Origin of the sequence: Methylobacterium sp. E-045, from assembly GCF_022829685.1 — a bacterium.
Taxonomy (GTDB): Bacteria; Pseudomonadota; Alphaproteobacteria; order Rhizobiales; family Beijerinckiaceae; genus Methylobacterium.
Genome location: NZ_JAKSYE010000076.1, coordinates 171,733 through 197,500, shown reverse-complemented (window position 1 = coordinate 197,500; position 25,768 = coordinate 171,733). Strand labels below are relative to the sequence as shown.

The following is a 25,768-nucleotide window of genomic DNA, read 5'->3' as shown; positions in this document are numbered from 1 at the left end:
GCCTGATCGGGCGTGGTGTAGGTGGCGTCGAGCTGAACCGGGGCCGAGGCGAAGGCTCCGGCGAAATCGCCGATCGCGGTATCGGACGGGGCACCCGCAAGCTTCTCGGGCTTGCCCGTATCCTTTACCGCCGCCAAGTCGAAGGCGCCTTTGGTTTCGGCGTAGTCGACACGGATGAGGGCCGCCGCGGAACGGGCCTGTTCGAACGTCTCCGCCACGACCAAGGCGACCGCCTGGTGATAATGCTCGATCTCGGGACCGCCGAGAAGCTTCGCGGCGTTGAGCTTGCCCTTGTCGAGGGGGCCGGCATTCTCCGCCGTGACGATAGCGAGCACGCCGCGTGCGGCTTTGGCCTCGTCGAGAGCCATCGCCGCGATGCGCCCCTTGGCGATGGTCGCTCCGACGACGAAACCATAGACTGCCTTCGATTGCGGATCGTGCCAGTCATAGGCGTAGTGAGCGGTGCCGGTGGTCTTGAAGGGACCGTCGATCCGATCGGTCGCCCTGCCCACCACTTTCAGCTGATCAATGGGATTGCGGCCTGCGGGAGTGTCGAACTTCATGGTTCAGGCCCTCGCTTCGGACAGAACGGCACCGAGCGCACGCTCGGTGAGCTTGAGCTTGTAAGCATTGTCGTGCGTCGGCTTCGCTCCCGCGAACAGCCGCTCCGTCGCGGCCTTGGCGCCCTTCGGAAGCTCCGCCTCGGCGGTCTCGTCACGCCACGGCTTCGGCGCCACGCCGCCGACGGCAATACGTCCGGTCCCGTCGCGCTGGACAATTCCCGCGATGGAAATCAGCGCGAAAGCGTAGGACGCACGGTCCCTGACCTTGCGGTAGACATGCATCCCCGCCACAGGCTTGGGCAGCGTCACCGCCGTAATGAGTTCGCCAGGCTGCAGACTCGTCTCGATCTGCGGCGTGTCTCCCGGCAGGCGATGGAACTCGGCGATGGGAATCGTCCGCGTGTCACCCTTGTCGTTCACGGTCTCTACCTTCGCGTCGAGCACGCGCATGGCCACAGCCATGTCGCCGGGATGCGTGGCAATGCAGGCCTCGCTGGCCCCCACCACCGCAAGCTGGCGGCTGATGCCACCAATGGCCGAGCAGCCGCTTCCGGGCTGGCGCTTGTTGCAGGGCTGCGCGGTGTCGTAGAAATACGGGCAGCGAGTGCGCTGAAGCAGGTTGCCCGCCGTCGTTGCCTTGTTGCGCAACTGGCCGGATGCTCCGGACAACAAGGCCCGGCTCAGAACGCCGTAGCCGCGCCTTACACGCATGTCGGCGGCGAGATCGGTGTTGCGTACCAGGGCGCCGATCCGCAGACCGCCCTCTTCCGTCGGTTCGATCGTGTCGAGATCCAATCCGTTGACGTCGACGAGATGAGTCGGCGTCTCGACCTGCAGCTTCATCAGGTCGAGGAGATTGGTGCCGCCGGCGATGAACTTCGCTCCGGGTACGCGCATGACGGATGAGGCCGCCTGCGCCGGCGAGGACGCGCGCTCGTAAGTAAAGGACTTCATGCCTGCCTCCCCGCGACTTCGGTCATGGCGTCGACGATGTTGGAATAGGCGCCGCAGCGGCAGATGTTGCCGCTCATGCGCTCGCGGATCTCGTCGGTTGTGACTGCGGCACCCGCCGTGAGATCAGCGGTGACGTGGCTCGGGATGCCGGCCTTGATCTCATCCAGAACCGCCACACCGGAGCAGATCTGCCCCGGCGTACAGAACCCGCATTGATAGCCGTCATGCTTGACGAAGGCGGCCTGCATCGGATGCAAATTACCGGGCTGGCCCAATCCCTCAATGGTGGTGATGGCATCACCCTGATGCATGACGGCAAGAGTCAGACATGAATTGATGCGCCTGCCATCGACGATCATCGTACAGGCCCCGCATTGACCGTGGTCGCAGCCCTTCTTGGCACCCGTCAGGTGCAGATGCTCGCGAACGGCATCGAGGAGTGTGGTGCGAGTATCCACGTCGATCTCATGCACGGTCCCGTTCACCGTGAGAGAGACTTTCGACGTGACAGGCTCGGAAGAGCTCCCGGCAGCCGCCCAGGCTGCGGAGGGGCAGGCCGTGGCGACGGCGCAGGCAGACGCACCCGCCATCAGATGGCGCCGGTTGAGTTCGAGGTCTTCAGAGCCATACATGGCGTTCTCCGAACCAGATCCATAGACGTGAGATTCCGTTGGGTCGTGTCGCGGAAGTCCTCGCGAAGCCCCGACCAGCCCCCGACAAACGCTCGACGGCGCAGAACTTTCCCTGATGGCACGAAGTAGCGCAGGCGGACCGTGCAGCAACGCCTTGGAAGAGTTCCAAATTCCGCATGTGCGCGCGCGCACGTGCAACGCAGTCGTCGTGGAGCGGCTGAAACGAGGGGGTGAAATACCGCCGAAGCGGGCGAGACGCGCTCGCATCCCAGGCCGCTGAGACCGAACACGACAAATCAGCCGAAGACGGCAATGCCGCGGCTGAAAAAACGACATCAATGATGAGAAGGGTGGGTCCCGGAGCCGAAGCCCCGGGTTCTGTTTCGACGGTTACCCTACCGCAAGATGCTTACGCCGCGAGGCGGGCATCCATGACAACGTTATCGTTGGCATTTAGAGTTTTGGCCAAATACCTGGAACAGGGGTTGCCTGCGCCAAACCGGTCGAGTCCTTACCGACGCTCTCGCGATCCCTTTACCGCCCAGTCGATCCTATTTCGCCCCCATCAGAAACGCATCACGATGCGCTTTTGGTGGAGGCGCCGGAGTACTGCCCTCCGGGTCCTGAAACGTTATTACGAACCGGTCATCAAACGCAGGTTCGATATAGAGGCGGCGGGCCGAAAAGTCCAGATCGGCGCCCCATCTGGATGCCGGATGCCACCGTGCGGAGATTTTTTCCCGCTCACCGCAACCGGAGTTGCGCGTGAGGCTTCTCGATCCGGCACGAGGCATGCGGGGATGCATCCCGACATGCCCTTCGGCAGAGGATCGATGATGAACAACACGCTGCTGTCCGCTCCGGATTTCAAGGAACCCGCCATCCTGCTGTCTGGCCCGGTCGATCACGACATGTACAAGACTTTTCGAAGCCAACTCGACGCCGCCTCCGGGCTGGACCTCGTGGTGGTTGAACTCACCACCCTCGGCGGCGACCCGGAAGTCGCGCGGATGATGGGCGAAGACATTCGCTTCGCTAGCGAGGTCACTCCGCATCGTCGCTTCGTCTTCCTCGGCAAGGCGGCGATCTACTCGGCCGGAACAACGCTCATGAGCTTCTTCGCGCGCGCCAACCGCTATCTCACGCGCGGCACGCGGCTGATGATCCACGAGCGCAAAATGGCGAAGACCCTGGAGATCCACGGCCCCCTCACCACCTGCATCGCCACCCTCAAGGCCACGTTGCACGAGATCGAGACCTCGATCGAGATTCAGAACGAGGGTTTCGCCAACCTCGTCACCGGCTCGCGGGTCACCCTGGACGAGGTCATCGAGAAAGCCCCGTACAATTGGTACATTGAGGCCGAGGAAGCCAAGAGCCTCGGGCTTATCGAGGCCGTCCTTTAGTCATCGGCGCGAAATCCAGAGCGACAGGCCGAGGTCACACCAGCCCGTCGCGCTGCCTCACCGCTTCCATCACGGCGAGATAGATACGGTCCGGTGCAAAGGGCGTTGTGGTGAGCCGCGCGCCCGTGGCATCGCGGATGGCATTGGCCAGCGCTGGGGCGACGGGGTTGAACGGGCTCTCGCTCATCGACTTCGCGCCGAGCGGACCGATGCCGTCATAGGTGTCCGCGAAGAGGACACGGGTGCGCGGCACGTCCGCGAAGGCGGGGATATGATAGTTGCGGAAGGTCTGCGTGACGACGCGCCCCCCGTCGTCGATCCGCACAGCCTCGTACAAAGCTGCGCCAATCGCCTGCGCGACACCGCCCTCGACCTGGCCGCGGCACTGCATTGGGTTGAGAACGTGGCCGGCATCGGCGGCGTGCACGCTGTCGAGAATGCGAACTTCCCCGCTCGACCGATGGACAGCGACCCGGAACCCCTGGACGTTGAAGGCGACGGAACGGGGTGAGCCATCGGCCTTCGCTGCGCGCCTGATGGGCCCGTCCGAGACGAGTTCGGCAAAACCGATCTCGCCAGCGGGAGTCGAGACGCCGTCGCGGCGCATGCAGCATTCGGATAGCGCCCCCCCTCCCCTCTCGGCGGCAGCTTCGCGAAGGGCCTGTGCCAGGGCAAGGGCGGCTTTCAGCGTCGCCTGCCCGGCCACCACGATGCCGGTGGATCCATAGGCCCCGGTATCATGGCCGACGCGGTCGGTGTCGCCATGGCGCAGAACGATCCGTTCGGGGCTCGTACTCAACGCCGAGGCCGCGATCTGCGCCAGGACGGTGGTCGTCCCGTTGCCGAACTCGGCGGTGCCGACATCGAGGTGATAGCGTCCGTCCGCCTGAAGCGCGATCCGCGCCTCGGCGAAATGGCCGCGCGGCGGGATCGTGTCGATCATCGCCATCGCCATCCCCTCACCAACGAGCCAGTCGGCGGAAGGGAGCTCGGCGTGCCCGAGCTCGTCCATGGCGGATGCGACGAGATCCAGGCACTGGTCGAGTCCGTAGCTTCCGTATTCCACGTCGTGGGGCTCGAGGCTGTTCGATACCATCGGGTCGCCCGGGCGCACGACGTTGCGGCGGCGCATCTCGAACGGGTCCAGACCGAGCCCGCGCGCGAGTTCGTCCATGGCCGATTCCACCGCGAAGATGGTCTGGCTCAGGCCGTAGCCCCGGAAAGCGCCGCTCGGGAGCGTGTGGGTATAGACCGCGTAGCCGTCGACGCGCTTGTTGGGGCAGCGATAGACACCGATCACCTCGTTGCAGCCGTGATGGATGACGCCACCGGCGTGGTTGCCATAGGCGCCGGTGTTGGAGACCACCTGCAGCGCGATGGCCGTCAGCGTGCCGTCCCGGCGGGCGCCGATCTTTACCGTCACCCGCATCGGATGGCGGGTGGTGGTGGCGGTGAACTGCTCCTGGCGGGTCATCTCCCACTTCACCGGGCGACCGGTGGTGAGAACGGCCAGGGCAACGAGATCCTCGGTGAGCATCTCCTGCTTGCCGCCGAAACCGCCACCGACCCGGCCGCAGAGCACGCGCACGGCATCCCGCTCCAGGCCGAACAGGTCCGCCAGGGCGTCGCGGGTGAGGAACGGCGTCTGGGTGCTGGAGCGGATGACGAGGCGCCCGTCCTCGTCGCGCCAGCCGACGGCCCCATGGGTCTCGAGATGGGCGTGCTGGACCCGCTGGGAATCGTAGGCCGCCTCGTGGATCAGGTCCGCCTCGGCAAACCCAGCCGCCACGTCGCCGACCTCGCCATGCACTTCGGCGGCGAGGTTGGGAAGGGTGAGGCGCGGCGGCGCATCCTCGCCGGGCCGGTCGGCGCCGTCGTGAACGAGAGGAGAACCCGGTCGCAGGGCCTCGTCCGGATCGAACACCGCGTCGCGGATCTCGTAATCCACGGTCAGCGCCGCGCAACCGGCCTCGGCTGCGGCCTCGCTCGTCGCCACCACCGCCGCCACCCGCTGGCCGACGAAGCGGAGGATCGGATCGAGCACCCGCGTATCCGGTGCGTCGTCGAGGGGATTCTCGTGCCGCCCAGTGGAGAACCGTCCGGTGGGAACATCCTCGTGGGTGAAGACCGCCACGACACCCGGCACGGCCAGAGCCCCCGCCCGGTCGATCCGCAGGATGCGGGCATGGGCGTGAGGCGAGCGCAAGATCTTGAGATGAAGCAGGTCTGGCACGGCAAGATCAAAGGTGAAGGCGGCATGTCCCGAGACGATCCCAGGCCCGGCCGGAGCCGGGACGCTGCGCCCGCACGGGTCGTCCCGCCCATCCGTATGACGCTCCACGCGCACCACGCCCGCCACGGCATCGGCGATGGCACCGTAGCCGGTGCAGCGGCAGAGATTGCCTTTGAGGGCGGTGGCGAGATCGCCTGTCTGCCCCTGATCCAGGGCCGAGGCGGTCATGATCATGCCGGGGGTGCAGAACCCGCACTGATACCCCTGGGCGCCGAGAAAGGCCGCCTGCATGGGATGGAGCCGCTGCGCTTCCCCCTCCCCCGGCCGACAGGGGCCGCCAAGCCCTTCGATGGTGGTGACGCTGCGCCCCTCGGCACGGAAAGCGGGCAACAGGCAGCTATGCACCGGCTCCCCGTCGAGATGCACGGTGCAGGCGCCGCAATCCCCGGCATCGCAGCCCTTCTTGACCCCGAACCAGCCGAGTTCGCGCAGCATCGTGCGCAGGCACTGCCCCGGAAGCGGAGACGCATCCTGCTCGTGGCCGTTGACGTGCAGGATCATGCGCGGCCCTCGGTCTCGAACGCGCGCCGGATCTCCTCGGCGAGGGTGAAGGTCATATGCCTGCGCCAATCCGGGCTGCCGTGAACGTCGTCGTGATACAGCGCCGCCGGAACCGCCTCGGTGATGGAGGCGGCGAGAACCGCCGCATCGGGGCGCGTCGGGAAGACCAGGCGCAGCGGGCGGCGCGTCGAGGCCGTGATCGTGAGCGCGAAGGCGCCACTCGCGTCCAGGGTGCCGATCAGCAGGGCGCCGGAACGTCCGTTGGGGCTCAAGGAAACCTGGCGGAAAGCGGTCCGCCGCTGCAGCGCAGCCTGGGGAAGATCGATGCGCCGCAGGATTTCGCCGGGTGCCAGCGACGTGCATTGCGAACCGAGGATGAGATCGGTGATGGCGACCTCGCGCTCGGTCCCCTCCGGCGTCCAGACCAGGCAGGTTCCCTCCAGAGCGGTGGCGAGCGCGATCATCGGTGCGGCCGGCAGGGCGAGGCAGATGTTGCCGCCTACGGTGGCCATGTTCCAGATCTTGAACGATCCGAGCAGCGCCCGGCAGCATTGCGCGAAGAGCGGCGCGGCGCTCCAGGAGGCGGGCAGGTCGAGGCGGAACAGGTCGGCGATGGTGCAGGTCGCGGCGATGGAGAGGCCACGCACGCTCACCTCATGCGCCGGCCAGCCGAGGCGGGAGAGGTCGACGAGGCGGCGCAGGCGCGGCTGCGGCTCGGAGAACAACCAGGTCCCTCCCCCCAGCCAGGCATCGCCGTCCCGCCACCCGGAGAGGTCGGAGCGGTTCCGCGGCACGGCGACGGCGCCGATCGAGTTCAGATCCATGGTGGGAATCCAGGGGCGAGCCTGCGGTCAGATTGCCCGGTCGAGACAGCGATGGGAAGCTCGCCAGCGAAGCGAGGGTGCCCGTGCTTGGGGCACGGTCTGCGGAGCAAAATCAGTGCCGCCTGGAATCGCGTCTCGCGCGCTCAGGTTCGCCCCGCTAAGCTGCGGCGATGGAGCATGAAGCCGTCGCGAGTCTTCTGGCGAGCGCCCTCGACGATCCGTTCACGACCTGGAGCCTTGGCAGTTTCGGCGCCGCTGCGAGCTTCCTCCGCGATCCGGATGAAGCAGCGATGCCGCTGGCCGATACCCGCATGGGTATCGCCACGGAGCGGGGGGCCATCGCCCTCGACCCCGCCGCCGTCTGTCGTCCCGTGGCTTACGAAACCGGCTTCGCCTTCGGCTGGAGTCACGCCGTGGCCTTGTGCCTGCCCGAGGAGGCCTGTGCCATGAACCAACGATCGGTCATCACCGAACTCGGCCCCGATCATCAGGCTGCAAGACCCGAGGATCGCGAGAGTATCCTGTTCGATCTCGGTCTGAACCTGCTCGCGGTTGATGCCTGTGTCCGGGCGAGCGATACCCGCACGATCGCGCGGCTCAGGAGCGCCGCCGGAGGGGGCCTGTTCGGACCCGGCCATGCCGTCGCGGCGGAGCTCGTCGCCGCCGGCCCGCATCGCGTCTTTCTCACCCGGATCGGACGGATCGAGGTGTTCTCGCCCATCCGCAGCGAGGCGGGATCGGCGTCGGTCGGCCCGAAAACCCATCTCCTGCCGAACATCCTGCGCCTCGGCCGGACCCATGCCGCGACGGCGCCGATCCCCTCCGGCTGGGTGCCCTGCGGCGCGATTCTTCCGCCGCACCCCTGCAGGGACGGTGCCGGTGGCAGAATTTCCTTTCGGCGCGACCGCCACGAGGCGTTTCAGACGCTGCTGGCGCGCTGGGGCGACCCGGACTTGATCGCGGCAAAGCAGGCCGCGATGGGCGGGGAGGCCGTCAGGGGGCGCCACGCCAGGAGCGCGCGGCGGGCGGGCGAGGCCCAGGACGCGTGCCTGCGCGGCGAGGGCTAGGCGCCCTTCCCGGCGAGCTTCACGGCGAGGGCCGTCAATGCGCCGTCGGGACGGATTAACTCGTCGAGGATCGAAAAATGATCGTGGCCGGGCAGTTCGGCGAAGGTCGATGCGTTCCCGGCGGACCGCCACGCCTCGTCGTAATCAGCGGAATGCCGCCGCAATTCGGGCAATTCGGCCGATCCGCACACGACGGCGAGGGGCTTATCGGAACGCGGCACCTGCCGGATCGGCGAGAGGGCCTCGATTTCGGCTTCCGTCAGGTGCAGCCGGTCGTCGAGCTCGGTGTGGCGGATCGGCTCAAGATCGAACACGCCGCTGATGGCGAGGCCGGCATCGACCTCGGGCCACGCCAGGGCGAGGGCCGCGAGATGCCCGCCGGCCGACCAGCCCGAGACGACGAGGCGACGGCGCCCCCTCCCCTCCTCCCGGCCGCGCAGGACGGCGAGCGCAGCCCGGATCTCTGCGGCGATCTCGGTGAGGCTCGCAGCGGGCGCCAGGGTATATCCCACCAAACCCACATCGAGACCGTGATTCAGCGGCCCTTCCGCCATGCAGGCGAAATCCTGGCGGGCGTTGCGGATCCAGTAGCCGCCATGGATGAAGACGAGGAGCGGCGCATCCTCCGCCCCGCTCCGGAACAGGTCGATCCGGTTCCGCTCGGCCGGCCCGTAGGGAAGGTCGAGGTCGTGGGGGTGGAGCGCGCGAAGCTCGGCGCTCCGGGCCCGCCAGCCGGACAACCGCGCGGCACTGTCGGCCACGGCACCGGTATTATCGTAGGCGCGACTCAGGGTCTCGCGGTCCATCCGGCGCCAGTCGCCGGATCGCGACGCCGCCCCGCTCATGCGGCCACGGGGGCGTGGTGGCTGTGGAGCTGGGCCGACAGCATCCGGCGTACGTCGTTGAAGGCCGGGCTCGACACGTCGCGGCGGCGGGCGAGATCGATCCCGTGGATCGCATCGATCCGGCCGGGGCTCGGGGACATGACCACGACCCGGTCGGCGAGGAAGATCGCCTCCTCGATGGCATGGGTCACGAACAGCACGGTGAGCCCGGTGCGGCTCCACAGGTCGAGGAGTTCGTCCTGCAGCCGCTCGCGGGTCATGGCGTCCAGGGCCCCGAACGGCTCGTCCATGAGGACGATTTCGGCATCGTTCGCCAGAACCCGCGCGATGGCGACCCGCTGCTTCATGCCGCCGGAGAGCTGGTGCGGATGGGCGTCGGCGAAACGCTGCAGCCCGACGAGGGCGATGTAGCGCTCCACCGTATCGCGGATTTCCGCCGCCGGCCGGCCGCGCGATTTCGGGCCGAAGCCGATATTGTCCCGGACCGTGAGCCAGGGGAACAGGCCGTAATCCTGGAACACCATGCCCCGGCTCGGGCCGGGGCCGTCGATGGGCTTGCCCCACATCAGCGCCTCGCCGGCGGTGGCCGTCTCGAACCCGGCGACGATGCGCAAGAGGGTGGACTTGCCGCAGCCCGACGCGCCGAGCAGGCAGATGAACTCGCCCTTGGCCACGGTGAGGTTGGCGCCGCTGAGGGCCTGGACCGAGCGGTCCTGGACGGCGAAGGATTTCGACACGCCGCGAATGTCGAGGATCGGCACGGTGGGCTCAGCCATGGGAGGGGCTCCAGGCAAGAAGGCGCTGGCCGGCCAGCATCACGGCCCGGTCGCAGACGAAGCCGGCGACGCCGATGACGATCATCCCGCAGATGACGATGTCGGTGCGCGAGAGCTGCCGCGCCTCCATGATGATCGCGCCGAGGCCGGTGGGGACGCCGGTCATCTCGCCGACGACGATCACCACCCAGGCGAAGCCGAGGCCGAGGCGCAGACCCGTGACGATCGACGGCAGGGCCGCCGGCAGGACCACGCGGGCGAACTGCGCCGAACCCCGGCAGCCGAGCATGGCGGCGGCCTCGAACAGACGCGGCTCCACCGAGCGCACCCCGAAGATGGTGTTGACGAGGATCGGGTAGAACGCGCCGAGGAAGACGAGGAAATAGGCCGAGCGCGGCCCCAGGCCGAACAGGATCATCGCGAGGGGCAGCCAGGCGGTGACGGGCACCGGGCGCAGGATCTGCAGGGTCGGGTCGAGAAGCTGACGCATGAGCGGCACCCGGCCGATAAGGAGCCCGAGGGGCACCGCCGCCAGGGCCGCCAGACTGAACCCGCCGAAGACGCGGGTGAGCGAGGCGACGAGATGCGTGAGCAGCGTGCCGCTGAACGCGTCCCCCTCCGGTCCGCCGATGGCGAGATCCATCATCGCCGTCCAGACTTCGGCGGGCGGCGGGATCAGGCTGTAGGGCCTGCCCACCGTGAGAAGGTGCCAGGCGATGCCCATGGCCACGGGCAGGGCGAGCGCGAGGACGGGCTGGCGCAGGCGCGAGAGGCTCGGGAGCAGGCGGCTCGGGAGCGGTTGGCGCGTGGTCTCCTCCGACACCGCCGGGGCGGAAACGGCCGGCGCGCTCACGAATCCCTCATCGCATCGACGAAGCGGGTATCGATGAAGCTGGAGAGATCCGGCAGGCGCTTGATCTGCCGGGCGGCCAGCATGTGCTCGGAATAGGCCTTGGCCTGCTTCACTTCGGTCTCGCCGAGCTTCCACTTGAACTCGACATTGGGAACCGAGAGCTCGATGGCCTCCCGCTTCTGGCCGAGCTTCTGCACCGCCATGGCCACGGTGGCGTCGCGGTTCCCTTGCGCGAAATCCGACCCCTTGCGGTGGATCTCCAGCATGGTCTTCACCACATCGGGCCGCTCCGCCAACGTGTCGCGATGGGCGCCGAACACCATGTTCAGGGAGCCCATCTCGGTGCCGTAGGGATACTCGACCAGGGTGCCGACCCCCGTGGAGAGGCTGACGCCGGGGGCGGGTTCGGCGCCGACATAGGCATCGACGTCACCGCGCGCGAGAGCGATGTGCATCTCGCTGAAGGAGATGCGCACCGGCGTGATGTCCTTCACGCTCACCCCCTCCATGCGCATGCGCTCCAGGGCGAAGACCTCCTGGGTCGAGCCGGGCCAGATCGCCACGCGCTTGCCCTTCAGGTCGGCGACCTTCTCGATGCCCGACCCGGTCTTGGCGATGATGGCCATGCCGCGGTTGCAGGTGGAGGCGATCACGACGATGGGCTCGCCGGCCGCCGCCCCGAGAGTGCCGGCGGCGATGCCGAACGTCCCGAAATCCACCGACTTCGTCACCACCGCGTTCTTGCACTCGGTGGGGCTCTCGAACGGGATCACCTCCACGGTGACGCCGGGCGGCGCGAACTGGGCATAGAAGTACGGCGCGATGGAATGGATCAGCTTCAGCGATCCCATCCGGATCACCGTGGGCGTCTCCGCCCGGAGGGCCGATGGCCCGACGAGGGCGCCGGCGCCGAGGCCGGCGAGGAAGGTGCGACGACGAATCATCTGTGCCGGCTCCGTCATGACGTGGACCCGGACAGGGTACGTCGGCGAAGCGTTGCAAACGAGTGCTTCTTATCGACTATGATGTTGCGAAATTCGCAACAGCGACGGTAGGATGGTGATCTCCGCTTATGCGCCGCTGGACTCCGGTTGATGGCAGAAGCTCGCTCGACGCAGCCCCCGAAGCTTGTCCCTCACCGCCATTCCGGGTCGCCAAAGGCGAGCCCGGAATGGCTTAGGTGTGTCCACGTCCGGATGAGACTGAAGCCCCATGTTCTCTTGAGGCGCTTGCCATGAAGCTTTTGCCATGAAGCGTTTGCCATGAAGCATCTGCGGACCCTGACCTACGTCTCGGAGGTGGCCCGGCGCGGCTCGATCCGCCGGGCGGCGGAGGCCTTGAACATCGCGCCCTCGGCGCTCACGCGGCAGATCCAGGATCTCGAATACGAACTCGGCACACCGATCTTCGAGCGGCTGGCGCAGGGCATGCGCCTCAACGCGGCCGGCGAGTTGCTGGTGCGGCATATCCGCGATCAGGTCTCGGACATGGAGCGCGTCCGCTCGCAGATCGCCGACCTCTCCGGCGTGCGGCGCGGCCATGTGGCCCTCGCCTGCAGCCAGGCCTTCGTCAACCAGGTGGTGCCGGACGAGGTGAGGGCCTACCGCGCGCGCTTTCCCCAGGTGTCGTTCACGGTCCAGGTGCGCGACCATGCCCAGGCCGTGGCGGCGCTGGCCTCCTTCGAATCGGACCTCGCCCTGGTGCTGCAGCCGCCGCCCTCGGCCGATCTCCACGCCCTGTTTACCTGCCGGCAGACCCTCTGCGTGGTGATGCGCGCGTCTCATCCCCTGGCGGGCGGGGACGGGCCGGTGCGGCTGCGCGACTGCCTCACCCACCCCCTCGCCCTGCCCGACCGGTCGCTGGCGATCCGCCATCACCTCGACGATGCCCTGGCCCGGCGGGGGACGCCGGTGCGCCCCGCCGTCGAATCGAGTTCGCTCGAGTTCCTGCGCAACCTCGCCCTGCGCGAGGATGTGGTGAGCCTGCAGGTACCGAGCGGCATCCCCGACGACCAGCGCCTCGTCAGCCGGCCCATCGACGAGCGTGACCTCTCCCCCATGACCCTGATCCTCGGCCAGCTGCGCGGGCGGATGCTCCCCGTCGCCGCCGCAAAATTCGCCGACGGCCTCGCCGCGAGCCTCAACGACCGCTACGGCGCGGCGTGACCTGTTCAGGCGGCATTCCGGTTCGGTCGATACACTCAGCCCGCTTTAGCTACGGACGTCCCGCCTGATCCCCCTCATCGTTACGGCATTCACCCGACTGATCCTTCAAGCAGAGTGCGTCCCTCCCCCCCTCGTGGGGAGGAGGGTTCTGCGGATCCGACGACATGGGTGAATGCCGTAAGGACGAGGGAGAGGGTGGGGACAATCATCGCGATGGCACTGCCATTCCTTCTGAAGGACGATTCGCTTCCATGCATGCCGACGCCTTTCTCGCCGCCGCCGAGAACCTGCCCGTCGCGGATCTCGATGCCCTGACCGATGGACGGGGCCTCGTGGTCGTCGCGCCGCATCCCGACGACGAGAGCCTGGGATGCGGCGGCCTCATCGCCGAGGCCTGCGCGCGCGGGCGCGACGTGCGGCTGGTCATCGTGAGCGACGGCTGCGGCTCGCACACCCATTCCGCCCTGTATCCGCCGCTCCGCCTCCGGGCCCTGCGCGAGGAGGAGACCCTGGAGGCGGTGGCCGCGCTCGGCCTCGCGCCCGCCCACGTCACCTTCCTGCGCCTGCCCGATGCGGGCGTGCCGAGCAGCGGCCCCGACGCTCAGGCAGCGGCGGACGCGGTGGCGGCGGTAGCGAGGGAGAGCGGGGCCGGCGCCGTCTGCGTGACCTGGGCGCACGATCCCCATTGCGATCACCAGGCGGCGGCCGCCATCGTCCGGCTCGCCCAGCCGCAACTCGGGGCGACGAAGGCCTTCGCCTATCCGGTCTGGGGCTGGACCCTGCCGAAGGGCACGGAGGTTGGCGGGCCTCCCTCGGGTTACCGCGTCGATGTCGGCGCGCATCTGGCGGCGAAGGCCAGGGCCGTGGCGGCGCATCGCTCGCAGACCACCGACCTCATTGCCGACGACCCGACGGGGTTCCGCCTCGCGCCGGAGATGATCGCGCGCTTCCTCGGCCCCTACGAGATCTTCGTCGCGATGCCGGCGGAGGCCGCATGAGCGCCACCGTCATCACCCTGAACAAGGGCCGCGACGCGCATCTGGCGCGCCTCCTCGAAGGGCTCGGCCGGGGAACGCCGCCGGCCGAATGCATCGTGGTGGAGATGGGGGTGGACCCCGCCCCCCTCCCCAATCACGGCTTTCCCATCCGCCGGATCGATCTTCCGAGCCAGGGCCTGCCGCTCGCCCGCGCCCGCAACGCCGGACGCCGCGCCGCGTCGGGCGACCACCTCGTCTTCCTCGATGTGGATTGCATCCCCTCGGGCGATCTCGTCGGGAGCCTCGACGCGGATCTCGGCCGGGCCGACGGGCTGATCTGCTGCGAGGTGAGCTACCTGCCGGCGCGGGCCGTGGACGACGACTGGACCGAGGCGGGCTTGCGCGCCGTGGGGCATACCCATCCGGTGCGGAGCTTCCCGGATGCGGGCCTTGCCCGCACCGACAATCCCGGCCTGTTCTGGTCCCTCGCCTTCGGCGTACGGGCCACCACCTTCGACCGGATCGGCGGATTCGACGAAGCCTTCGACGGCTACGGCGCCGAGGATACCGACCTCGCCTTCCGGGCCGATGCCGGCGGCATCCCGATCCTGTTCAGCGCGGGCGGCCACGCCTTCCACCAGTATCACGGCGCCTTCGACCCGCCGCTCCAGCATTTTTCCGACATCATCGCCAACGCGACGCGCTTCCACGCCCGGCACGGACTCTGGCCCATGGACGGCTGGCTCGACGCCTTCGCGCGGCTGGGATTGCTGCCGCCGACCTGGCGCGCGGCGCCGACGATCCTGCGCATGCCGACACCGGACGAGATGGAAGCCGCGCGGGTGCCGCTGGACCGGCCCTTTTAATTATTCGGGCTGGAAAATTCGAATATGATCGGAAGACCGAAACGTTTCAGCGTCGACTCATTGTAAAATCACGAGGTTCCTTTGGCGACTTTCGTCGGAAGCAATGCCGAGTTTCATCATTTTATCGGCCCGAGGATTCGAAATGCCGTGAACCTGTTTGCTCGGAAGGGACGTCTTTCTAGAAAAGGCGTCTGCGAGCACTGCAATCAACCGAACCTCGTGCTTGATTCGGCCCATGTGACCGGGCGCGGGCGGAGACACTTCATCGATCAGGTCCTCGCTCGGTACACCAGTGCTGGTACGGTTCGATGTTTGATGGAAGACGTTGAGAAAGAAATCATCCTCGCGCATGGCGACGCCACAGATGCATTCAAGTTTTTATGCAAGCCCTGCCATCGTGAATACGACAAGAACACAGACAATTATCCGGTCAATGTTCCAGCTTCGAATCAAGCGATTACGCCTCATCAATCCGATAATTATCGCTTGAAGCTGAAATTCAATCCCTCGAATGAGGTCGATTTTTTGGCGGCGCTCATCGAACACAAGACCGCGCGTATTACGATGACAATGCAAGACGGCAGCGTCGACACGAGGATATGGCATGCCGGAAATTTTGGCCCGACCTCTAATCTGAGAGGTAACTTGTCGTCCGGATATTTCAGAAATTGGAGGGACAGGGGCATCGTAGAAGGTCTGATCGAGATCGTTTACCCTCGGTAGAGTCCCAACGTCAGATATCTACTCGTTGGCGTCGGTGCTCCGTGTCGCGAATCACCTCTTCGATGATCGCCACCGTGCGCCCGATGGGGTCGGGCCGGACCAGCCCGCCGATCACGGCCGGGTCGAGGGCGAGGCCGGCGCGGACCAGGGCCGGCCAGTCCGAGGCGTTGGGCCATGCGGTTCGGACGATCGCCGCGCCGAGCGACGCCAGGGCGTCGGCCTTCGCCGTCTGCTCGTCGAAGGCGCGGGGTTCCGGCAGGCAGAGGAAGCGCTTGCCCCGCGTGGCCACCGCCGCGACGACGCCGTCGCCGCCGCCGCCGACCACGAGGGCGGCACGGTCGAGATAGGGGCCGGTCTCGGCGACCCAGCCATGGAGATGCAGGTTCGGCGGGACATCGTCGATCGGTGACTCCACCGGCCCGAGCACGTGCCAGTGCCGGTCGGGCACCGCCCGCGCGGCGGCCGCGAGGTCGGAGGCCGAGCCGCCGGTCCCGCCCCGCCCGTAGATAACCGCGATGGAGCCGTCGTCGGGCTCGCCCGCCCCGGGGGCATCCGCGAGAAAACCGGCATAGAGCGTCTTCGCCCTCACCCAATCCGGCGTTCCCGCCGTCTCGATCTCGGGCGGGTTGAAGGCGAGCAGGCGCTCCGCCGAGCGGAACGCTTCGAGATGGGGCGTGTCGGTCCGGTTTCCGGCGAGGCGCACCACCAGGGTCGGCACGGAGAGGAGCCGCGCGAGGAGCGTCACCTCCACGGACACGTCGACGATCAGCAGGGCCGGATCGTTGTTCGCCATCCAGGCGGCGAGCAGCCCCATCCGAGCGCGGATGCGGTCGATGCCGACGGGGACGTAATGAAAGCAGTCCGGCCGGATCGCCTCGCCGTCCCGGCCGTCGAAGCCGGTGAGGCGGTCGTCGGGCAGGTCGAGGATCGCGCCGTTGGCACCTGAGGTGTCGACCTCCGCAAAGGTGCCGATGAGGGTCACCGGCCGGTCCAGGCGGGCGGCGATGAGGTTGGCCCTCTGCCAGTGGCCGGCCCCCTGATGATGGACGTAGTAGCCGACGGGACGCCGGCGCGCCGCGGCCTCGCTCACGCGACGCGCGCCGCGGGCCGGTCGGTCAGTCGGGCGAGCAGGGCATCGAGCCCGGCGACGGCCTCGTCGAGGGGGACATGGTCCGGCTCGGGCCCGATCTCGCCGACCCGTTCCCCCACCCGCTCGGCGAAGGCGATGGCGTTGACGCAGGTTCCCGGATCGATGGCGGCGATGTCCTCGTCCGAGACTCCGAGCGCCCGCAACCCGGCCTCCGGACCGCCCTTGGCGCTCCAGGCAAGGCGGAACGCGCGCTGGCGCTCGATCACCGCGAGCCAATGGCTCGCCGGCGGCAGGAGGTACTCTTCCTCGCCCGCGACGACGCGGGCGCGCCTTGCCATCTCGGTGGCCATTCCTCCGGTGACCCGGCCGCTGCCGCGATCGGACACCGAGATCGAGACCTGGGGGCAATGGCGTACGCGGCCGCCCGCGAGGCGGACCTTGGCGACGAGGGCGTTGTCCTCGCCGCAGGGAATGGCGGGCAGGCCCCCGACTTCGCGATAGAGCGCGGTCCGCAGGGCGAGGCTCGCCGCCACGTGGTCGCCGTGACGGGGCGCCGGATCGTGGGCGGGGGGATCGATGACTTCTTCGAGGGCGCGCACCGCGACCCAGTATCCCTCGATCCGGCGATGGAGCGCGTGGATCTCCGGGTCCCGGTTCTCGCTCTCCTCCGTCTCGATGACGAGGCGGCCGCCCACGAGTTCGGACTGTTCCAGGGCCGCCAGATTGGCGCGGGCCCAGCCGGGGGCGGCGACGGCGTCGGCATCGGTGCTGAGGAGCACGGAATCCTCGACGCCGTCGGCGTCCAGCCAGTCGGCCCCGGCATCGAGCGCCATGCGCCGCGCCGTCCCCACATGGGCGACCTCCCGCGGCACGGACGCCTCGATGACCCGGAGATCGAGCTGGCGCGTCTCGCCGTCGCGCTCCATCGCGCGGATCAGCGACACCGTGTCGTCGGTGCAGTTGTTGGCCAGGATCACGACCCGCAGCCGCGCGCCGTCCCCCGAACCGATCTGCCGGTCGAGGGAGCGCACGAGGCGCGGCAGCACCTCGGCTTCGTTGCGGGCGGGCACGCAGACCACGGCCCGGCCGAGGGAGAGCGGGCCGTCACGCATTGTCGAGCAGGGGGGCGCGAGCGCCGGCCGGGACCGGACGGAGGGAGACGGGGGTCGACCAGCGGCAGATTTCGGCCTGGTACATCGCCTCGTAGCGGTCGGTCATCGTGTCGGCGTCGAACAGGTGCTCGGCCCGGCGGCGGCAATCGCGCCGGTCGAGGCGGATCGCGCGGGACAGCGCCCGCCCGAGATCTACCGGATCGTCCGCCTGGGCGAGAACGCCCGACGTCTCGTCCAGGATGTCCGGAATGGCGCCGCGCGCGAAGGCGGCGACCGGCGTGCCGCAGGCCAGGAACTCGGCGAGCACGAGGCCGAAGGGCTCCTCCCAGCGCGGGGTGCACAGGGCCACATGGGCCTCGCCGACGCGGCGGGCGAGTTCGGCGTGGCCGAGATGGCCGAGATAGGTGACGTCGGGACCGAGGCGGGGCGCGATCTCCGCGTCCCAATAGGCGCGGTTGCTCTGCGGGCCGGCGAATTTCAGGGGGATGCCGGCGACGCGCGCGGCATCAATGGCGAGATGCGGGCCCTTCTCGGGGACGAGGCGCCCCATCCAGATGGCATGGGGCTCGCCCTTGGGCACCGAGGAATAGGCGAAGGCGTCGAGATCGATGCCGTTGCCGATCACCAGGGGATCGTCGAGGAAGGGCAGCCATTCGCGGGCCAGGGATTCGGAGACGGCGGCGAAGGTCATGTCGTTCGCCCGCGCCATCACGCCGCGCACGAAGGGCTCGAAGGGCGGCGTGTGCAGCGCCGTCACCATCGGCGCGCCGAGGTCGCGGGCGCGCAGCAGCGGCAGGTAATGCAGGCTGTTGTTGTGGATGATGTCGAAGTCGCCGCGCGCCACATCCGCCACCATCGTCTCGTAGGCGGCGAGTTCGGCGCGGTCGATCCGCACGGAGGATTCGTCGTCGACGGCGCTGCCCGTGGGCGGACAGACCGCCTTGAGGCATCCGCGCGTATCCGACCCTTCGGACGCATAGAGCGTCACGCTGTGCCCACGGGCACGCAGGGTGCTCGCGAGCAGATGCGTGTGCATCTCGAGCCCTCCCGAGAAGGGCTGGGCGATGGGGTATTTCAGGTGAGCGAGGAGGGCGATCTTCACGGGGCTGCAGACATCACTTCTCGAGTGTCCTACGCCGCGAGTGACGCGGCCGACGGACACTGGAATGCCCCCACGGTCCCGTTCGACGCGACAGTAAGGCCGGCAAAGGCCTCTACCCTGCCCGTTTACGACGCCACAGGTGAACGCCGCCCGAACGATCCCGGCGATATCGCGTGTGTCCGAACCCGTACCGTTCGGGCAAGGCCCCCTCAGCGCGCGAGCCGCCGGTGCGCCTGCGTCCGGCCATCGTAGCCCCAGGCATCGGCCGCGATCTCCTGGACCACCACGTAGGTGGCAAGCGGCAACGCGTCCCCGAGGACCCGATGGAGCAGGGCATTGGCCTCGGCGATGAAGCGGGCCTTCTCCTCCGCGTCGTTGGTGCCGGCCGTGATGGCCGCCTGGACATGCGCCGCGAACGCCACCGGACGTCCTCCCACCTGCCAGCCGGTCGCGGGCACCTCCTCGACGAGGACGGCGGTGAGATCGCGGTTCTTGCCGAGAATGTCGGCCATCAGCGCCGTCACGCCGCTGTGCAGGCGGTCGACCTGATCCGCCGCGATACCCGAACCGGCGATCCTCACATTGACGAACGGCATGGCGCACTTCTCCTCGTGACACCGCGGACGATCCGCGATTGACGAGGAGAGTGTGCCCCGACAGGATAATTTGGAAAATCTCGTTATCCTGAACCAATCGTTCGGAAAAACTCAATGTCACTGCCGGTCAACCTCGACATGGACGTGCTGCGTTCCTTCGTGGCCGGGATCGAGCTCGGCAGCTTCGCCAAGGCGGCGGCGCGGCTCGGCCGCTCGCCCTCCGCGATCAGCCTGCAATTGCGCAAGCTCGAGGATCAGGTCGGACAGATCCTGGTGCAGAAGCAGGGACGCGGTCTCGTTCTCACCGAGGCGGGGGAGATCATGCTCGGCTATGCCCGTAGGCTGCTCGAACTGAACGATGCCGCCCTCGGCGCGCTCGGTTCGCCGGCCCTGTCCGGCCGGGTCCGGATCGGCCTGCCGCAGGATTTCGCCGAGACCTGGCTGCCGGAGACCCTCGGGCGCTTCGCGCGCCTGCATCCCGGCGTCAGGATCGACGCGCATGTGGATCGGAACGCGACCCTGCGCTCGCGCCTGGAGGAGGGTGACCTCGACCTCGCGCTCCTCTGGGACGAGGAGGGGGCTGAGCGGGGCGGCACCGTCATCGGAACCCTGCCGATGGCCTGGATCGGACCGCGTCGCGGCGTGACGCCGGGCGCCGACCGCCCCCTTCCCCTGGTCCTGTTCGGATCGCCCTGCATCTTCCGGCACGCCGCCCTGAGCGCCCTCGATGCGGCCGCGATCCCCTGGCGGATCTCCTTCAGCAGTCCGGGCCTCGCGGGCCTCTGGGCCGCGGTCTCGGCCGGGCTCGGCCTGACCGTCCGGACAGCCCACGGCCTGCCCGCCTCTCTCACGGCGCTCGACTCGGCGGATTCGGGGCTGCCCCGGCTGCCGTCCCTGTCCCTTCGCCTGTTCAGGGATGCAGCGGAGTCCGATCCGGCGATCGAGCGTCTCGCCTCGCTCCTGACGGAGGTCATGGGCCTCGCCCTCGACGGAATAGATCATCCGCCGATGGCATCCCCGCAGTGAGAACCCGAGCTTTAGAGCGTCGCCGCCGACGATCTTGTGCAACGCAAAACGAGAACCGCAAACAACCCTGCGCCATACCGGCTCGCTGGGAAGCTTGTCGTTACCGACCCTTGCAATTTTGTCTTGCCTCAACCGGGACAATTCAGAAATGTCGCGGAACGAATGAAGCCCCGCTCCCGTTATGAGGGCAGAACTACTTCCTGGAGGAATAGATGCGACAGATTTCCAAGCTCGTCGGCGCCGGCGCCATCGTGATGCTCAGCTCGGCGATGGCCATCGCAGCTCCCTGTGCGACCGGTTCGACGGCGGATGGGAAGGCCGCGACCAATGAGAAGAGCTCGAAGGTCGACCCCGGCGCGACCGGCAACGTGAGCCCCGGCGCGAAGGCCGAGTCGCCCGGCACCGTCGGCGCCATGAACAATGTCGGCGCCAACACGGCGACCTCGGCATCCGACGTCGCCAAGCAGCAGGACGGCAAGCCGACCGCCGCAGACGCCGCCAAGGGCTGCTGAACCCGGTCTCCGACAGTCTAACGGACGCCCGCCGCGGTTCCACCGCGGCGGGCGTTCCGCGTTTCAGGGCGGGCGGGAAATGCGCCCGCATCGATCCGCACCCGGCTCGCCCGAGCCCGGTGCAGACCTTTCCTTTTGTATACAAACATACACAAGTCGAGGTAAAACAACGGTTCGCTAAACCATCTCGCCGGCGCCGCTCGATAAGTCGAGATGAAGGCTTGTTTGGGCTCAACTCGCGCGTACAACGAATCCTATCCGAATCGCTCTCTGGCGAACGGGTCCGATTGTATGTCGAGGCGACGCGTGAGGCATTCGATCATCCTGGGGGACGGGCGGTGATCCGCGTTTCCGAACGGGAGCGGATCGCCTCGGAGATCGCGCGGACCGTCGATGGGCCCGATCCCTTCGCCGCCGCCCTGCGCGCGACGCGGATGCCGATGGTCATCGCCGACCCCAACCTGCCCGACACTCCGGTCGTGTTCGTGAACGCCGCATTCGAGCGGGCCACCGGCTTCTCGCGTGAGGACGTGCTCGGCCGGAACTGCCGGTTCCTCCAGGGTTCCCAGACAGATCCGGCGGATGTCGCGCGCATTCGCGAGGCCATCGCCAAAGCCGTCCCGATCGAGATTGAACTTCTCAACCACCGCAAGAATGGCGAGGTCTTCTGGAACCGGCTTCTGATCGCACCGGTCTTCGATTCCAACCGCAGGGTCGCCTACTTCTTCGCCTCGCAGCTCGACGTGACCCTGGAGAAGGACCGTCTGGTCCGGCTGCAGAACGACCGCGACGCCCTGGAGACCGAGGTCGAACGCCGTAGCCAGGAGCTTCGTCGCAGCGAAACGAACCTGCGTTTCGCCCTCGCCGCCGGTCGGCTCGGCTCCTGGAGCATCGATCTCGTCGGCATGACGCTGGAGACCTCGGACCATTTCCGGATGAATTTCGGGCGGGATCCCGACGCGCCGCTCAGCTATGGCGAGCTGCTCGCCATGATCCATTCCGGCGACCGCGAGCGAATGCAGGCGCAGGTGCGCCGCTGCATCGAGCAGAACGTCGATTACGACATCGAGTATCGGGTGATCGCGCCCTCCGGCGACCTGCGCTGGGTCCATATCCGCGGCCAGACCTTCTACCGCGCCGATGGAACGCCCGTCAGTATGGCCGGCATCTCCCTCGACATCACCGAGCGCAAGCAGGCCGAGGAGTATCGCACCCTGCTCGCTGGCGAGCTGACCCACCGGGTCAAGAACACCCTGACGCTCGTCCAGTCGATCATCCGGCAGACCCTGCGCGCCGCGCCGTCCCTCGAGGAGGCCGGCCAATCCCTCGAAGCGCGGGTGGTGTCCCTGGCCGCGGCGAACGACGTCCTCACCGAAGAGGCCTGGGACGGCGCCTCCATCGCCGACATCGCCGACCGCGCCCTCGCCCCGTTCCAGGGCAAGAAACGCGAGCGCGTCGACCTCGACGGCGACGAGATCAGGTTGCCGCCCCGCGGTGCCCTGGCCTTGGCCATGGCCCTGCACGAACTCGCCACCAACGCGGTGAAATACGGCGCCCTGTCCAACGATACCGGACGGGTCCGGCTGTCCTGGAACCTCGTCGACGGCACCGCGCCGCCCCACTTCCGCGTGACCTGGCAGGAATCGGGCGGGCCGCCGGTGGCGGTGCCGACGCGGACGGGGTTCGGCTCGCGGCTGATCGAGCGCGCCTTCGCGCAGGAAATCGACGGGACCGCGAACATCTCGTACCGGCCGGAGGGGATCCTGTTCGTCGCCGAGGGTATGCTGCCGGGGCGGCTGCAGGACGAGGGCGCGTGTCCGGGCAACGCTTGACCCGCTCGGGCCGAAGCTCGAAGGAGAAGGCACGGCACGCGCGCTGACGGAGACGAGCATGGCCACACGCGGTTTCACGGGACGACGGCCGCCGGAGGCGACGCGCGAACGGCTTCCTCCGGGCCAGTATCTCGAACAGGACTTCCCCGTCCTGCAGATCGGCCCGAACCCGCGCATCGACATGGACAGCTGGAGCTTCACCCTGCGCGAGGGCTCGCGGCCCCTGAAGAGCTGGAACTGGGAGGAATTCTCCGCCCTCCCCCGCACCTCCTGGCGCGGCGACATCCACTGCGTGACGAAATGGTCGAAGTTCGACACCGGCTGGGAAGGCGTCAGCATCGACGACATCCTCGCCGCCGCCGGGATCTCGGCCCCCACGGAGTTCCTGCTCGCGGAAGGCTACGACGACTACACCACCAACGTGCCGGTGGCCGATCTCGCCGGCCCGAAGGCGATGGTGGCGACCCATTACGAGGGCAAGCCGATAGAGCCGGATCACGGCGGCCCGGCCCGGCTCCTCGTGCCGCACCTGTATTTCTGGAAGAGCGCCAAGTGGGTGAAGGGCCTGCGCTTCACCAGGAAGGACGAGGGCGGGTTCTGGGAATTGCGCGGCTACCACATGTACGGCGATCCCTGGCGCGAGCAGCGCTTCACCGGTGATTGAACCCACCGCACGGCCCCTCCCCTGGCAGACGGCCACGCTGCTGGCGATCAGACCGGTCACGCGGCGGGTGAAGAGCTACCGGTTCCGGATCGCGTTCGATCGGCCGGTTCTGGCCGGACAGCATGTCGATGTGCGCCTGACGGCCCCGGACGGCTATCAGGCCCAGCGCAGCTACTCCATCGCCTCGGCGCCGGGCGCCGACGGCACGATCGAGCTGATGATCGAGGGCCTGCCCGACGGCGAGGTCTCGGGCTTCTTCGATTCCGTGGCCGAGATCGGCGACACGATCGAATTGCGCGGCCCCATCGGCGGCGCGTTCGTCTGGCGCCCGGAGGATGGCGGCCCCCTCCTCCTCGTGGGCGGCGGCTCCGGCGTGGTGCCGCTCCTCGCGATGCTGCGCCACCGCGCGGCGGCGGCACCCGAGGTGCCCGCCCTGCTGCTGTACTCAGTGCGCGACGCGGAGGAGACCATCGCGGCGGAGGAGCTGGCTGTCCGTGCGCGCGACGAGGCGCAGTTCGACCTGATGCTCACCCTCACGCGGGCCGGTGGCCGCCGGGTCGACGGGGCGATGATCGGCGAGGCGCTGGACCGGCTCGGGTCTCCGCGCCACGTCTACATCTGCGGCGGAAACGCCTTCGTCGGACACGCGGCGGACCTCCTCCTCGATGCCGGGCTCGAATCGGGCCGTATCAGGACCGAGCGGTTCGGCGGCTGATTCGACGAAGGCGGGGCCGCCCCCTATGCCCAGTGCCGCGCCCACAAGGCCACGCCCCCACCGACCGCAAGGGCCAGGAGCGGGGTTACTACGAAGGCAACGAATTGGATCTCGGTCATGGCGTGAGACCTCTCAGGACCATGCGCGCCATGGCGTGAAGCCCGACGCTGCATCCCAAGAAGATCGCGACGCCCAGCAGGAGTGTCAACGGGCCGATATGCGATCCGGCTGCCGTGACGCCGAACACGGCGGCTGCGGTGGGCGCCACGACACCGGCGGTGAACAGCCCACCGGCCGCCGTATTCAGGTAGGTCGCGGTCAGCTTCACCCGCTCGGTGCGGACCAGCCTCTCGCCTGCATCGTCGATGTCGCTCATCGGCCCTCGCTCGCCGATCCGGCGCGATTCTGTAAACCGGAAATCCGAGAGGTCGCGTTAGGCGCCCATCCCGTCCTCAGGCCTCGCCCCCGACCAGCCGGTCCGCCACCTCCTCCGCCAGCGACAGGCTCGAGGTGAGGCCGGGGCTCTCGATGCCGTACAGGTGGACGAGATGCGGCAGGCCGTGCTCGGCCGGCCCGTCGATGAGGAAATCCGCCGCCGGCTCGCCCCGCCCGGTGAGCTTGGGCCGGATGCCGGCATAATCCGGCGTCAGGGCATGGTCGGGAAGTCCCGGCCAGTAGCGGCGTATGGCCTGGGCGAAGGCCTCGGCGCGGCCTACATCGACGACGTAATCCGGCGCCTCCACCCATTCCACGTCTGGCCCGAACCGCATGCGGCCGGCGAGGTCGAGGGTGAGATGGATGCCGAGGCCGCCCTCCATCGGGGCGGGATAGATCAGGCGCGAAAAGGCCGGACGGCCGAGGCAGCCGAAATAGCTGCCCTTGGCGAGAACCTGCCGCGGGATCCGCTCACCCGGATAGGGCTCGACCGCCCGCGCCACCGCCTGCGCGCCGAGACCGGCGGCGTTAACGACGGCATCGAAGGACAGGTCTTCGCCACAGACCTCCACCCGCCAGCCCTCTTCCTTCCGCCGGATCGCGCCGACCGGAGCGTGGAAAGCGATGGACCCGCCGGCATCCTCGATGTCGCCCTGCAGGGCCAGCATCAGGGCATGGCTGTCGACGATGCCGGTCTCGGGCGAGTGCAGCGCGGCGACGCAGGCGAGGTTCGGCTCCAGGGCGCGGGCCTCGCGGCCCTCCAGTAAAGCGAGGCCCTCGACGCCGTTGGCCCGGCCGCGCTCGGCGATCCCCTCCAGGGCGGCCCGCTCGGTCTCGGACGCGGCGACGATGAGCTTGCCCGGGCGCGCATGGGGCACGCCGTGGCTTTCGCAGAAGGCGTAGAGCATCCGCCGCCCCTGCGTGCAGTGGCGAGCCCGCAGGGAGCCGGCGGGGTAGTACATCCCGCCATGGATCACCTCGGAACTGCGCGAGGACACGCCGGTGCCGATGGCCCCCTCGGATTCCGCCACGATGACGGAATGCCCGCGCCGGCCGAGGACCCGCGCCGCAGCAAGGCCGACGATTCCCGCTCCGATGACGAGCACGTCCATCCGGGGTTCCTGGCTGAGGGCTGACGACAGGAGGAGAATAGCCGGATCGGACGGAGAACGGCCAGACGACGGGAGGACCGGGCGGGCCGCCCGCCCGGATACACGCAAACCACGCTTGGAAGCATTG

The 25,768-nt window shown here is 68.3% G+C and carries 26 protein-coding genes and 1 other RNA gene (1 of these 27 cut by a window edge); 11 read left to right on the top strand and 16 right to left on the bottom strand.

Translation table 11 applies throughout. The features are described from left to right. The 4 genes from paoC to ssrA all read right to left on the bottom strand — a co-directional run. Nucleotides 1-563, bottom strand: the 5' end (the start) of a protein-coding gene (gene paoC / locus MKK51_RS12865) for an aldehyde oxidoreductase molybdenum-binding subunit PaoC (protein ID WP_243977580.1). 1,645 nt of this gene lie to the left of the window's left edge; only the first 563 of its 2,208 coding nucleotides appear in the window; the start codon lies at nucleotides 561-563; its stop codon lies beyond the left edge, outside the window. Nucleotides 564-566: 3 nt separating this feature from the next. After that, entirely contained in the window at nucleotides 567-1,517 is a 951-nt protein-coding gene (locus MKK51_RS12860) for an FAD binding domain-containing protein (RefSeq protein WP_243977578.1), read from the bottom strand. Beyond that, nucleotides 1,514-2,149: an aldehyde dehydrogenase iron-sulfur subunit PaoA gene (gene paoA, locus MKK51_RS12855; RefSeq protein ID WP_243977576.1), complete on the bottom strand. Its 636-nt coding sequence runs from the start codon at nucleotides 2,147-2,149 to the stop codon at nucleotides 1,514-1,516. The genes MKK51_RS12860 and paoA overlap by 4 nt, the downstream gene beginning before the upstream one ends. Before the next feature lie 367 nt (nucleotides 2,150-2,516). After that, nucleotides 2,517-2,844, bottom strand: a transfer-messenger RNA (tmRNA) gene (gene ssrA / locus MKK51_RS12850). 117 nt (nucleotides 2,845-2,961) lie between these two features. On the opposite strand from ssrA, the gene MKK51_RS12845 reads away from it, so the two are divergent. Continuing rightward, nucleotides 2,962-3,555 carry an ATP-dependent Clp protease proteolytic subunit gene (locus MKK51_RS12845; RefSeq protein WP_243977574.1) on the top strand — a complete coding sequence of 198 codons (594 nt, stop codon included), beginning with the start codon at nucleotides 2,962-2,964 and terminating at the stop codon, nucleotides 3,553-3,555. A 34-nt stretch (nucleotides 3,556-3,589) separates the two neighbouring features. Here MKK51_RS12845 and MKK51_RS12840 read toward each other — a convergent pair whose 3' ends face one another. After that, on the bottom strand, nucleotides 3,590-6,349 hold the full coding sequence (locus tag MKK51_RS12840) for a molybdopterin-dependent oxidoreductase (RefSeq protein WP_243977572.1): 2,760 nt from the start codon (nucleotides 6,347-6,349) through the stop codon (nucleotides 3,590-3,592). Further along, the gene (locus MKK51_RS12835; protein WP_243977569.1) at nucleotides 6,346-7,173 is read right to left on the bottom strand and encodes an FAD binding domain-containing protein; all 828 of its coding nucleotides are present in this window, start codon (nucleotides 7,171-7,173) and stop codon (nucleotides 6,346-6,348) included. Before MKK51_RS12835 ends, MKK51_RS12840 begins: the two co-directional genes overlap by 4 nt. A 170-nt stretch (nucleotides 7,174-7,343) precedes the next feature. Between MKK51_RS12835 and MKK51_RS12830 the strand changes: the two genes are divergently transcribed. Further along, entirely contained in the window at nucleotides 7,344-8,240 is an 897-nt protein-coding gene (locus tag MKK51_RS12830; RefSeq protein ID WP_243977567.1) for a DUF6925 family protein, read from the top strand. On the opposite strand, the gene MKK51_RS12825 is transcribed toward MKK51_RS12830, so the two are convergent. The 4 genes from MKK51_RS12825 to MKK51_RS12810 are packed head-to-tail and all read right to left on the bottom strand — an operon-like array spanning nucleotide 8,237 to nucleotide 11,658. Continuing rightward, on the bottom strand, nucleotides 8,237-9,085 hold the full coding sequence (locus MKK51_RS12825; protein WP_243977566.1) for an alpha/beta hydrolase: 849 nt from the start codon (nucleotides 9,083-9,085) through the stop codon (nucleotides 8,237-8,239). The genes MKK51_RS12830 and MKK51_RS12825 overlap by 4 nt on opposite strands. After that, a complete protein-coding gene (locus MKK51_RS12820; protein ID WP_243977564.1) occupies nucleotides 9,082-9,861 on the bottom strand; it encodes an ABC transporter ATP-binding protein in 780 nt (259 codons plus the stop codon). Before MKK51_RS12820 ends, MKK51_RS12825 begins: the two co-directional genes overlap by 4 nt. Further along, nucleotides 9,854-10,714 carry an ABC transporter permease gene (locus MKK51_RS12815; protein ID WP_409565673.1) on the bottom strand — a complete coding sequence of 287 codons (861 nt, stop codon included), beginning with the start codon at nucleotides 10,712-10,714 and terminating at the stop codon, nucleotides 9,854-9,856. The genes MKK51_RS12820 and MKK51_RS12815 overlap by 8 nt, the downstream gene beginning before the upstream one ends. Then, nucleotides 10,711-11,658 carry an ABC transporter substrate-binding protein gene (locus MKK51_RS12810; RefSeq protein WP_243977563.1) on the bottom strand — a complete coding sequence of 316 codons (948 nt, stop codon included), beginning with the start codon at nucleotides 11,656-11,658 and terminating at the stop codon, nucleotides 10,711-10,713. Before MKK51_RS12810 ends, MKK51_RS12815 begins: the two co-directional genes overlap by 4 nt. 318 nt (nucleotides 11,659-11,976) lie before the next feature. Here MKK51_RS12810 and MKK51_RS12805 point away from each other — a divergent pair, with 318 nt between their 5' ends. The 4 genes from MKK51_RS12805 to MKK51_RS12790 all read left to right on the top strand — a co-directional run bounded on the left by MKK51_RS12805 (nucleotide 11,977) and on the right by MKK51_RS12790 (nucleotide 15,445). Further along, the gene (locus tag MKK51_RS12805) at nucleotides 11,977-12,879 is read left to right on the top strand and encodes a LysR family transcriptional regulator (RefSeq protein WP_243977562.1); all 903 of its coding nucleotides are present in this window, start codon (nucleotides 11,977-11,979) and stop codon (nucleotides 12,877-12,879) included. Between the two features lie 251 nt (nucleotides 12,880-13,130). Then, nucleotides 13,131-13,877 carry a PIG-L deacetylase family protein gene (locus MKK51_RS12800; RefSeq protein ID WP_243977561.1) on the top strand — a complete coding sequence of 249 codons (747 nt, stop codon included), beginning with the start codon at nucleotides 13,131-13,133 and terminating at the stop codon, nucleotides 13,875-13,877. Then, nucleotides 13,874-14,722 (top strand): glycosyltransferase family 2 protein, encoded by an 849-nt coding sequence (locus MKK51_RS12795; RefSeq protein WP_243977560.1) that lies wholly within the window; start codon nucleotides 13,874-13,876, stop codon nucleotides 14,720-14,722. The genes MKK51_RS12800 and MKK51_RS12795 overlap by 4 nt, the downstream gene beginning before the upstream one ends. An 81-nt stretch (nucleotides 14,723-14,803) precedes the next feature. Further along, nucleotides 14,804-15,445 carry a hypothetical protein gene (locus MKK51_RS12790; protein ID WP_243977559.1) on the top strand — a complete coding sequence of 214 codons (642 nt, stop codon included), beginning with the start codon at nucleotides 14,804-14,806 and terminating at the stop codon, nucleotides 15,443-15,445. A gap of 10 nt (nucleotides 15,446-15,455) precedes the next feature. Here the strand turns inward: MKK51_RS12790 and MKK51_RS12785 are convergent, their stop codons facing one another. The 4 genes from MKK51_RS12785 to MKK51_RS12770 all read right to left on the bottom strand — a co-directional run bounded on the left by MKK51_RS12785 (nucleotide 15,456) and on the right by MKK51_RS12770 (nucleotide 19,345). Next, nucleotides 15,456-16,535, bottom strand: coding sequence for a glycosyltransferase (locus MKK51_RS12785; RefSeq protein WP_243977558.1), 1,080 nt, complete (start codon nucleotides 16,533-16,535; stop codon nucleotides 15,456-15,458). Then, nucleotides 16,532-17,647, bottom strand: a complete 1,116-nt coding sequence (locus MKK51_RS12780) for a glycosyltransferase (RefSeq protein ID WP_243977557.1) — start codon at nucleotides 17,645-17,647, stop codon at nucleotides 16,532-16,534. Before MKK51_RS12780 ends, MKK51_RS12785 begins: the two co-directional genes overlap by 4 nt. Then, complete coding sequence (locus tag MKK51_RS12775) at nucleotides 17,640-18,749, bottom strand: glycosyltransferase (protein WP_243977556.1); 1,110 nt, start codon at nucleotides 18,747-18,749, stop codon at nucleotides 17,640-17,642. The genes MKK51_RS12780 and MKK51_RS12775 overlap by 8 nt, the downstream gene beginning before the upstream one ends. A 209-nt stretch (nucleotides 18,750-18,958) precedes the next feature. Then, complete coding sequence (locus tag MKK51_RS12770) at nucleotides 18,959-19,345, bottom strand: tautomerase family protein (RefSeq protein ID WP_243977555.1); 387 nt, start codon at nucleotides 19,343-19,345, stop codon at nucleotides 18,959-18,961. 114 nt (nucleotides 19,346-19,459) lie between these two features. Here MKK51_RS12770 and MKK51_RS12765 point away from each other — a divergent pair, with 114 nt between their 5' ends. The 5 genes from MKK51_RS12765 to MKK51_RS12745 all read left to right on the top strand — a co-directional run bounded on the left by MKK51_RS12765 (nucleotide 19,460) and on the right by MKK51_RS12745 (nucleotide 24,094). Continuing rightward, a complete protein-coding gene (locus MKK51_RS12765) occupies nucleotides 19,460-20,371 on the top strand; it encodes a LysR substrate-binding domain-containing protein (protein ID WP_243977553.1) in 912 nt (303 codons plus the stop codon). 212 nt (nucleotides 20,372-20,583) lie between these two features. Further along, nucleotides 20,584-20,883 (top strand): hypothetical protein, encoded by a 300-nt coding sequence (locus MKK51_RS12760; protein WP_243977551.1) that lies wholly within the window; start codon nucleotides 20,584-20,586, stop codon nucleotides 20,881-20,883. A gap of 338 nt (nucleotides 20,884-21,221) precedes the next feature. Next, entirely contained in the window at nucleotides 21,222-22,715 is a 1,494-nt protein-coding gene (locus tag MKK51_RS12755) for an HWE histidine kinase domain-containing protein (protein WP_243977549.1), read from the top strand. Nucleotides 22,716-22,773: 58 nt separating this feature from the next. Beyond that, nucleotides 22,774-23,379, top strand: coding sequence for a sulfite oxidase-like oxidoreductase (locus tag MKK51_RS12750; protein WP_243977547.1), 606 nt, complete (start codon nucleotides 22,774-22,776; stop codon nucleotides 23,377-23,379). After that, nucleotides 23,372-24,094, top strand: coding sequence for an FAD-binding oxidoreductase (locus MKK51_RS12745; RefSeq protein WP_243977545.1), 723 nt, complete (start codon nucleotides 23,372-23,374; stop codon nucleotides 24,092-24,094). Before MKK51_RS12750 ends, MKK51_RS12745 begins: the two co-directional genes overlap by 8 nt. A gap of 115 nt (nucleotides 24,095-24,209) precedes the next feature. Here MKK51_RS12745 and MKK51_RS12740 read toward each other — a convergent pair whose 3' ends face one another. Both MKK51_RS12740 and MKK51_RS12735 read right to left on the bottom strand, forming a co-directional pair. Then, the gene (locus tag MKK51_RS12740) at nucleotides 24,210-24,470 is read right to left on the bottom strand and encodes a hypothetical protein (RefSeq protein ID WP_243977543.1); all 261 of its coding nucleotides are present in this window, start codon (nucleotides 24,468-24,470) and stop codon (nucleotides 24,210-24,212) included. Between the two features lie 76 nt (nucleotides 24,471-24,546). Further along, nucleotides 24,547-25,641, bottom strand: coding sequence for an NAD(P)/FAD-dependent oxidoreductase (locus MKK51_RS12735; protein WP_243977542.1), 1,095 nt, complete (start codon nucleotides 25,639-25,641; stop codon nucleotides 24,547-24,549). Nucleotides 25,642-25,768: the final 127 nt, after the last annotated feature.

What these genes read in the sequence shown, in the direction of transcription:
- MKK51_RS12810 (WP_243977563.1), bottom strand. Translation starts at nt 11,658, where the DNA reads ATGATTCGTCGTCGCACCTTCCTCGCCGGCCTCGGCGCCGGCGCCCTC.
- MKK51_RS12820 (WP_243977564.1), bottom strand. Translation starts at nt 9,861, where the DNA reads ATGGCTGAGCCCACCGTGCCGATCCTCGACATTCGCGGCGTGTCGAAA.
- MKK51_RS12750 (WP_243977547.1), top strand. Translation starts at nt 22,774, where the DNA reads ATGGCCACACGCGGTTTCACGGGACGACGGCCGCCGGAGGCGACGCGC.
- MKK51_RS12840 (WP_243977572.1), bottom strand. Translation starts at nt 6,349, where the DNA reads ATGATCCTGCACGTCAACGGCCACGAGCAGGATGCGTCTCCGCTTCCG.
- paoA (WP_243977576.1), bottom strand. Translation starts at nt 2,149, where the DNA reads ATGTATGGCTCTGAAGACCTCGAACTCAACCGGCGCCATCTGATGGCG.
- MKK51_RS12770 (WP_243977555.1), bottom strand. Translation starts at nt 19,345, where the DNA reads ATGCCGTTCGTCAATGTGAGGATCGCCGGTTCGGGTATCGCGGCGGAT.
- MKK51_RS12795 (WP_243977560.1), top strand. Translation starts at nt 13,874, where the DNA reads ATGAGCGCCACCGTCATCACCCTGAACAAGGGCCGCGACGCGCATCTG.
- MKK51_RS12805 (WP_243977562.1), top strand. Translation starts at nt 11,977, where the DNA reads ATGAAGCATCTGCGGACCCTGACCTACGTCTCGGAGGTGGCCCGGCGC.
- MKK51_RS12740 (WP_243977543.1), bottom strand. Translation starts at nt 24,470, where the DNA reads ATGAGCGACATCGACGATGCAGGCGAGAGGCTGGTCCGCACCGAGCGG.
- MKK51_RS12780 (WP_243977557.1), bottom strand. Translation starts at nt 17,647, where the DNA reads ATGCGTGACGGCCCGCTCTCCCTCGGCCGGGCCGTGGTCTGCGTGCCC.
- MKK51_RS12830 (WP_243977567.1), top strand. Translation starts at nt 7,344, where the DNA reads ATGGAGCATGAAGCCGTCGCGAGTCTTCTGGCGAGCGCCCTCGACGAT.
- MKK51_RS12835 (WP_243977569.1), bottom strand. Translation starts at nt 7,173, where the DNA reads ATGGATCTGAACTCGATCGGCGCCGTCGCCGTGCCGCGGAACCGCTCC.
- MKK51_RS12860 (WP_243977578.1), bottom strand. Translation starts at nt 1,517, where the DNA reads ATGAAGTCCTTTACTTACGAGCGCGCGTCCTCGCCGGCGCAGGCGGCC.
- MKK51_RS12735 (WP_243977542.1), bottom strand. Translation starts at nt 25,641, where the DNA reads ATGGACGTGCTCGTCATCGGAGCGGGAATCGTCGGCCTTGCTGCGGCG.
- MKK51_RS12765 (WP_243977553.1), top strand. Translation starts at nt 19,460, where the DNA reads ATGTCACTGCCGGTCAACCTCGACATGGACGTGCTGCGTTCCTTCGTG.
- MKK51_RS12825 (WP_243977566.1), bottom strand. Translation starts at nt 9,085, where the DNA reads ATGAGCGGGGCGGCGTCGCGATCCGGCGACTGGCGCCGGATGGACCGC.
- MKK51_RS12800 (WP_243977561.1), top strand. Translation starts at nt 13,131, where the DNA reads ATGCATGCCGACGCCTTTCTCGCCGCCGCCGAGAACCTGCCCGTCGCG.
- MKK51_RS12845 (WP_243977574.1), top strand. Translation starts at nt 2,962, where the DNA reads ATGCCCTTCGGCAGAGGATCGATGATGAACAACACGCTGCTGTCCGCT.
- MKK51_RS12760 (WP_243977551.1), top strand. Translation starts at nt 20,584, where the DNA reads ATGCGACAGATTTCCAAGCTCGTCGGCGCCGGCGCCATCGTGATGCTC.